Source organism: Planctobacterium marinum (genome assembly GCF_020687805.1).
Taxonomy (GTDB): Bacteria; Pseudomonadota; Gammaproteobacteria; order Enterobacterales; family Alteromonadaceae; genus Planctobacterium; species Planctobacterium marinum.
Genome location: NZ_JAJEWQ010000001.1, coordinates 1,197,207 through 1,202,476, shown reverse-complemented (window position 1 = coordinate 1,202,476; position 5,270 = coordinate 1,197,207). Strand labels below are relative to the sequence as shown.

General features: G+C 44.2%; 5 protein-coding genes and 1 rRNA gene. 2 read left to right on the top strand and 4 right to left on the bottom strand.

The genetic code is table 11. The annotated features are described in order from the left end of the window. The first annotated feature begins 2 nt into the window (after positions 1-2). Positions 3-118 (top strand): 5S ribosomal RNA (rrf, locus tag LJ740_RS05355). A 991-nt stretch (positions 119-1,109) separates the two neighbouring features. On the opposite strand, the gene LJ740_RS05350 is transcribed toward rrf, so the two are convergent. The 3 genes from LJ740_RS05350 to LJ740_RS05340 all read right to left on the bottom strand — a co-directional run bounded on the left by LJ740_RS05350 (position 1,110) and on the right by LJ740_RS05340 (position 3,181). Further along, on the bottom strand, positions 1,110-1,316 hold the full coding sequence (locus LJ740_RS05350; protein WP_229528008.1) for a hypothetical protein: 207 nt from the start codon (positions 1,314-1,316) through the stop codon (positions 1,110-1,112). Positions 1,317-1,420: 104 nt separating this feature from the next. Then, positions 1,421-2,092, bottom strand: coding sequence for a substrate-binding periplasmic protein (locus LJ740_RS05345; protein WP_229528007.1), 672 nt, complete (start codon positions 2,090-2,092; stop codon positions 1,421-1,423). A gap of 297 nt (positions 2,093-2,389) precedes the next feature. Beyond that, the gene (locus LJ740_RS05340) at positions 2,390-3,181 is read right to left on the bottom strand and encodes a hypothetical protein (RefSeq protein ID WP_229528006.1); all 792 of its coding nucleotides are present in this window, start codon (positions 3,179-3,181) and stop codon (positions 2,390-2,392) included. Between the two features lie 162 nt (positions 3,182-3,343). Between LJ740_RS05340 and LJ740_RS05335 the strand changes: the two genes are divergently transcribed. Then, entirely contained in the window at positions 3,344-3,712 is a 369-nt protein-coding gene (locus LJ740_RS05335; protein ID WP_229528005.1) for a TlpA family protein disulfide reductase, read from the top strand. A gap of 14 nt (positions 3,713-3,726) precedes the next feature. Here LJ740_RS05335 and LJ740_RS05330 read toward each other — a convergent pair. Then, positions 3,727-5,270 (bottom strand): FtsZ/tubulin family protein (locus LJ740_RS05330; RefSeq protein ID WP_229528004.1); only part of this gene is annotated, 1,544 nt, incomplete at its 5' end.

The window sequence follows — 5,270 nt, the reverse complement described above, 5'->3', positions numbered from 1 at the left end:
TGTCTGGCGGCCATAGCGATACGGAACCACCTGAATCCATTCCGAACTCAGCAGTGAAACGTATTAGCGGCGATGGTAGTGTGGGGTCTCCCCATGTGAGAGTAGCACACCGCCAGGCTCCTATTCAGAGAAAGGGCTATCCGTTTGGGTAGCCCTTTTTTGCATCTGGAATTCAGAAAAATTCAGTTGCTGTATCAATACAGCCGGATAGCCCTCTCCCTAAATAGCGATTAGCTGCGCTAATCACAAGAGATACCCAACCCATCGGGAAAGCTTCAACATTATATTTCTGATTAGTGCACGGGGTACAAACATCCCTGTGATGGCAGCCAGCCTCGCCATCCATGGCGAGTCGCTCCGCAGGCTGCGTTCATCCAGTAGGTGAACGGTCCTGCTGCGCCCCCATGTGAGAGTAGGTCGAGATTGTTCCCGACAATCTCCGACACTTCCGCCATCCATGGCGGGCGCAACCGCCAGGCTCCCAATTTGAAGAAGGGTTACCGAAAGGTAACCCTTTTTTATTGCCTGCGATTTATTCAATTCCGTTCATTTATCCGAATCAGCGGCAACCCTTCATCAAATCGAAGGTTGGTGTCACACCTCAATGGGAAACCTAATCCATCAATTTAGCTTCATCACATGTTCTCTGATTGGTGTACAGGGGGCAAACATCCCTGTGATGGCAGCCAGCGTTTTAGTAACTAGAAGTAATCTATTTTTGTTTGTGTTTAAGCTATGAAGTTTAAACCTTCCATGGTAGGGGCTTCCAGCTCGACGTCCCCTTGTCTCGCGTTCAACCCTAAAATAGCTCCAGGTATTCGCTATTTTTAAACGGGTTTCACCCATGTGCAGTCGTTCGGCCGGGCTAAGTAATGGTTGTTTGTGCAGGTTCGTCGTAAACACATCCCTGATGACCGTCACCCAGCCCCGGCATCCTTGCCGGGTCGTTCAGCCCTGACAAAGCTCCAGGTATTCGCTTCGTCCGAGACGGGCTTCACCCCCATGTGACAAAATCATCGGGAATGATTTTGAACGTGCTTTAGCACGGCCCCGAAGGGGTGAGTCTCAGGGATGAGACGAATTAAGTAGGTCGAAAGTGTCTTGAAAAGTTAATTGTCTTTGGTGAGTTGTTGCTCTCTTTGTTGTTTGTATTCGTCGTAGGATTGTTTTTTTAACTCTTCGCATTCTTTGATGTGCACAGTTGAGTCTTCTATGCACTTTTGATGTTGGTGCGATTGGAGGCTGTCGTACATAGCGCGATTGCTGCAACCGCTCAATAGCAGAAAAACAAAAGCAAAAGTTAAAAACTTATTCATTATTTTTCAGACCTGTAATTGAAATAAATTATCGTAAAACAATAATAAAATGGATGCGCAGGAATGTCATTGATAAAATCACGGAAGTTGTAACTGGTTTTTTCCTAGTCAGTCAGTATTCGGTAGTTTTCTAAGATAGCGGTAAATTGACCATCAGTTTTCAATTGTTCAAAGCTTTGAGAAAAGTCACGCACAAATTTTGTGTCTACTTTCTTGTTAAAAGCATAATGGGTGGTTAACTCTTCAAGAGTAAAGTGCACCGTTAAGTCATTTTCGCTTTTTCCTAACCTGTTAAATTCGAATTTCGCGATATTTTCATCAATAGCAACAACGTCTATACGTTTTAACAAAAGCATCTTAATCACTTCTAAAGAGGTGGGTAATTTCACTGTTGTCGTGTTGTTTAAACCATGTTTTACCAGGAGTTGCTCACCGATATCATTGCGGACCACACCGACGTTCAGTGTGTTCATCTGTGCTACAGAATTCAGCCTGGTCGCTGTTTTAAGGGTAATGACCGATATTTTAGAGGTTAGTATCGGGCTGGAGAATTGAAACAATGGTTCTCTGTAGTTTGATTTTGTCATGGTAAAAATCGCGGCGTGAGGATTGTGTAACGTGTCTTTGTAGGCTCTGGCCCAGGGGATGACCAGTATTTCCTTTTTAGAGATAGGTGAGCCCATATTGGCTAAGATAGCAATCAGCAATTCGACACTAAGCCCGGTTAACTCTCCGCTACTGTTGTGGTAATTGTAGGGCGGATATTCTTCGGTCATCCATAAGATCTCCGCTGAGCTAGTCTCAGACTTACCACTGTTTAAAAAAACACAGCAGCAGAGAAACAACAGCAATCTTGCTTTGTTTATAAATGAAGAGAACTGCATACTTGCCCGGTTCGGCATAACACTTAATAGGTCAATACACCCTGAAATTAAGTATAGATGACAGTGAGGATTCTTCTAGATAGGGTGAATTCCGGTGACATGAAAGCGACAAAAGCTAAATAGAAAGCAAGGGTAACGTCACAATGTGTCTTTTCTGCCTTTGTCGCTGGTCGTATTATTAATTACGCTTTAGTCTGCTAAGGATTCACATGGGGGGTAGTCTACAATAGCTTGAGTTGCCATTTGTTGTAAAAACAACTGAGTATCAGCATTAACCGAAGAATGATTCAATACACCGAGTAAATCCGCAGGATGAGCTGTGATGGTCTCAAACAATACCAGTGAGGTTAAATATGCGCCGGTGCTATTGGCGTGGTTGCCGTCACTGGCGTGCAAGGACAAGGATGGCTGTATCCTAAGTGCGTTGTCCCAGGCGAATCCGACAGGCGCAATACAGGTGGGTGCAACAATAGCTATGCCATGATGAATGCCATAAATGTACTCTGCTTCTCCGGCCAAATTACGTTGACCCCATTCAGGATACAAAATAGGGATCCCGCCTTTGGCTTTTGTCTTGTCAATGAACGTTTGAGCTGCATCAGTTGGGTATTCTATCGTACGACTTATCGAATATTTCTGTGCCTGCAATACCACATAATCCCAGTCTCTTTCATCAAAGTGAGCCATAGTGGTATCGTCTTCCAGGTGCTCTGACAGGAACATAGATTTAACCGCTCTTTCAACCAATATATTGCCATCGGGCGCGTAGCTTTGAAGGGTGTTTTGCAACAATTGCGGCAGGTTACCTGTGCTGGTGTGACTATTCCCTATCATCAAAACCGTAATTTGATAATCAGTGGGTGGAGGCTGACCACTGTTATCAGGGCCTGAATTGTTTGTTTCGTTATTACTACCACCGCCACATGCGGTTAACAGTCCAACAGAAAATACTATTGGGGTCAGGGTTTTAAGTATTGTCATTGTCGTTTCTTATAATTATTTAACCGATGAACTATAACATTAAAAGTTGCTGAAATAGTGTTGAATTAAATATAACGCTGGATTCAGGGAAAGCGGTTGTGGTTTTCCAGGCTGGTGTGGCTCATAATGGTCGCAGAAAATCAGCAAGTTTTAAGGTGTAATGTGAGTAATATAACCATTGAACAACTGCAACAGCTATTAAAAGATGAAAGGTCTTTTGTGTTGAATATTGTTGCTAACTGGTGCCCCGATTGCACTGTACGGCAGGTGGAAAACTTGCCTTTGTTCGCGCGCTTGTTGCAGGAGAATGGTTTAGATTTATATAACCTGGTTGTACAGGAACACAAAGGACAATTTTTGTCTGATGCGCATCAGCAACTGGTTACCGACCTCGGGGGACATGGATATCCTCGCACGGTTTTGTTTGAAGAGGGTCAGGCTATTGATTCGGATAATGTCGAGGTGACAACGGCCGTTGGGTTGCAACATCTGGTGGTCCGTTTTCAGGAGATCAGAAAAAAGCCCGCATAGTTGCGGGCTTAGTCTTAATCGTTACCTGATACATCGGGCTCATCAAAGAATGATTCTTGCCTGCTGCGCTTGGTAGGGGCGCTGTAACTTTCTTCAAATTCTTCGTTAAGAGAAATAATACGGGTTTTGCTGATCCTGTGTCGATAGATCTCTCTTAGGTACATAATGGCTTTTTTGACATTGTCAGCAGTCAGCCGAATGTCATTAATGGAGGTAAACTTGTTTTGCTCCCGGATAAGCTCCTTGTATTTTTTCTCGTACATGGGCTTGATGGCATACCAGTTTGTATCCAGAATCTTCGCCGGGTTTTCATTTTCTACCAGCATATCCATCAGCAGTTGTTCATCGAAATGCTCTGCGCGAATAAACTCCACGATGGCTTTATCGATGGTTTCGTCATAGCGGTAATTGTCTTTGGCGAAACAGCGTTTAATGTAAGCGACTATCAGAGTTAAGAAGTCGTCACTTAAACAGGGGCTCTTGGCGATCAAGGTAGTTAACGACAGATTCGCAGAGGCTCCGATAACCAGAGCGTAGCGTTTTAACGTTGTATTGGGGAACAGAGAGTTCAGGTGCACTTTAAGTTTGTTCAAGTCCATGTAAGACAATTTAAAGTCTTTGGGTAACGAGACAATCGACACCACAGATGAACAGTTTTGATAAAAGTGTAATTTTCTAATCTGCTCAGGGTTAAAATTGCCATTTTTATAGTCCGCCAGGACTTTTTTATATCGACCTGATTCGATCGGCAACAAGCTGATACCTTCAATGGCCTGAGTTTGCTTGTTGTAGTGGGGCAGGTCGATGGAACGATAAAACAAGTCATCAATGTCCAGTCGCTTGCCATCACTGTCTTCACTGGCGACAACTGATTCTGCGTAGGCAATAGCCACAGGGCCGGCGAGGCTCATGAACAGATCATTGGCATCCAGGCGAATGGTCTCACCGATATCAATACCGGCGCGATGGAAATAGTTTTCATCGTAATCCGTGGTAACAGCCTGAGCGGTCAGAATGTTGAAAATTTGTTGGCTGATATATTGATTGGCATGCTTTTCCATGGCATTAACGTCGATTTCATTAATGGTGCCACCATTGTCATTTTCTTCGGCGTAACGCATGATATCGTTGGAAATCAGCATCATGGCATTCCAGGGGCGAATGCGATTCATCACTTCCGCAGTATGGCCATCGTCAACATCCAGATTATAGGAAAAGTCCCACTCTTCGGAGAGGTATTTACACAATAAGCGCCCGGCATTGATATGCAGCGCTTCAGACATCTGCATGCTTTTATCTGTGATGTTGGGCAGAATACAAATACCACTGGTGAAAATTGGCTCAAATACAAACGATTGATTTTGACTGGCGAGATCTCGCTCCGGTTTAACATCAAAGGTTTTGCTCATATAGGAATATTGCTGAGCAAGGCCAAACTCCGATGCCATGCCAGAGCCCGTGCCACCGCCGGCACTAAAAATATAGAAATACAAGCGCGACTGGTTTGCCTTGATCCCGCAGGAATCAATCAAATAAGAATGAATAAACTTCCAGTCAT

Excerpts from the sequence above, each read along its gene's own strand:
- LJ740_RS05340 (WP_229528006.1), bottom strand. The coding sequence starts at position 3,181 with ATGACAATACTTAAAACCCTGACCCCAATAGTATTTTCTGTTGGACTG.
- LJ740_RS05350 (WP_229528008.1), bottom strand. The coding sequence starts at position 1,316 with ATGAATAAGTTTTTAACTTTTGCTTTTGTTTTTCTGCTATTGAGCGGT.
- LJ740_RS05345 (WP_229528007.1), bottom strand. The coding sequence starts at position 2,092 with ATGACCGAAGAATATCCGCCCTACAATTACCACAACAGTAGCGGAGAG.